This window comes from Fimbriimonadaceae bacterium, assembly GCA_019638775.1.
Lineage (GTDB): Bacteria > Armatimonadota > Fimbriimonadia > Fimbriimonadales > Fimbriimonadaceae > JAHBTD01.
Map to the genome: position 1 here is coordinate 1 of JAHBTD010000096.1, position 1662 is coordinate 1662.

General features: G+C 53.3%; 1 protein-coding gene. It reads left to right on the forward strand.

The genetic code is table 11. From position 1 onward, the window contains the following. The first annotated feature begins 216 nt into the window (after positions 1 to 216). The gene (locus KF784_20205; GenBank protein MBX3121381.1) at positions 217 to 1137 is read left to right on the forward strand and encodes a restriction endonuclease; all 921 of its coding nucleotides are present in this window, start codon (positions 217 to 219) and stop codon (positions 1135 to 1137) included. Positions 1138 to 1662 lie beyond the last annotated feature (525 nt).

The following is a 1662-nucleotide window of genomic DNA, read 5'->3' on the forward strand; positions in this document are numbered from 1 at the left end:
GAACGCTTCCCCTTCTGTGCTCGCGGACCGCGCGCCCTAGGGAGGTCCTCGGTCGACGCGCGCAGTGGAAGAACATCCTCTCAGGTCCTCTGGGGAGGTGGACATGGATGTGGTCCTCGGTGCTTTCCACAGACTGGTGGTCACACGCCAGGTTTAAGGCAACCTCTGGATAAGGGGAATCATCGTCCGTATACGTCAGAGACAAAGGTATCCGATATGTCCATTCCAGACTACGAGACCCTGATGCTTCCGCTATTGCAGATTGCTGCGGAGATGAATGGGCAGGAGATTCCACTTGTCGCTGCCGTCGAGAAACTGGCAACGCAGTTCAAATTGACAACTGATCAGCGGCATGAGCTTCTGCCGAGTGGGGGTACTTTCAAGTTTTCTTCTCGCGTATCGTGGGCCAGGACCTATCTGCAAAAGGCAGGTTTGCTCGAAGGAACAAAGCGGGGCCACTTTCGTATCACTGACCGTGGGAGTGCCATTCTCAGAACTAAACCAGTTCGGATTGATGGGAATCTTCTGTCGCAATTTGAAGAGTTCCGGGAGTTTCAGGGACGCAAGAAGGAACGCAGGACTGATAAACTCCAACCTTCGGCCAATAGCTCCCCCGAGACGCCAATCGAATCATTGGCAACCCAGTACGAGCGACTGCGGGAGGCTCTTGCATCGGAAGTTCTCGAAAGGGTGAAGAAGTGCAGCCCACAATTCTTCGAACGACTCGTTATTTTCTTGCTGGTCAGGATGGGTTATGGAGGTTCACTGAAGGACGCTGGCCAAGCTATCGGCAAAAGCAAAGATGGTGGCGTTGATGGAGTAATTCGGCAGGATAAGCTCGGATTGGATAATATCTATATCCAGGCAAAGCGGTGGAGCGACAAGCCGGTGGGCAGTCCGGACATCGATCAATTCGCCGGTGCGCTTTCAAAGATGAAGGCGACCAAAGGCATCTTCATCACAACATCCACCTTCACCAAAGACGCGCGTGCATCGGTATATTCCTCTCGAATCATTCTCATCGACGGCATCCAGTTGGCAGGTTATATGATTGACCATGGCGTGGGAGTGTCGATTGCTTCCACCTACGAAATCAAGAAAGTTGATTCGGATTTCTTCGAGGAAGATCTCGAATAATTAGGCGTAAAGCGCTCTGAGCATCTGATCCGGCTTGACCGTTCAGGGAATTGTTGGACAGTATCCATAACGGTGCCAGTATGGAACCACTGCAAGGGAGATTGCCATGGCAACATTGACCATCAAGAATATTCCAAAGCCCTTGGTCAAACGCCTCAAGCAACAAGCGGCCGCGCATCGGCGCAGCTTGAACTTCGAGGGTATTGCGCACCTGTAACAGATGACCCACAGCGTGCCAGTTGATGCCGAGATCTTGCTCGCCAGGGCACGGGCAGTTCGCCGAACCCCCAAAGGCGTTCGATTCACCGATCGTCTACTTCGTGATTTCACAGTGGGATTCCGAAGGCCCTTCCAACAGCCGTCATCTCTCCATTGCTTTCGCCGACCCGACAGAACTGTCACAGATCAGCACCACTCGGCTGCTCAAAATTTTCTCCAGCAAGGCCGCAGGGAGTTCGGATGCCGAGGCGTACTGTTCCTGTACGTCGAGGAGGACGGACGACCGAGAACGAAGCTGGAGGGAAT

What these genes read in the sequence shown, in the direction of transcription:
- KF784_20205 (MBX3121381.1), top strand. Translation starts at nt 217, where the DNA reads ATGTCCATTCCAGACTACGAGACCCTGATGCTTCCGCTATTGCAGATT.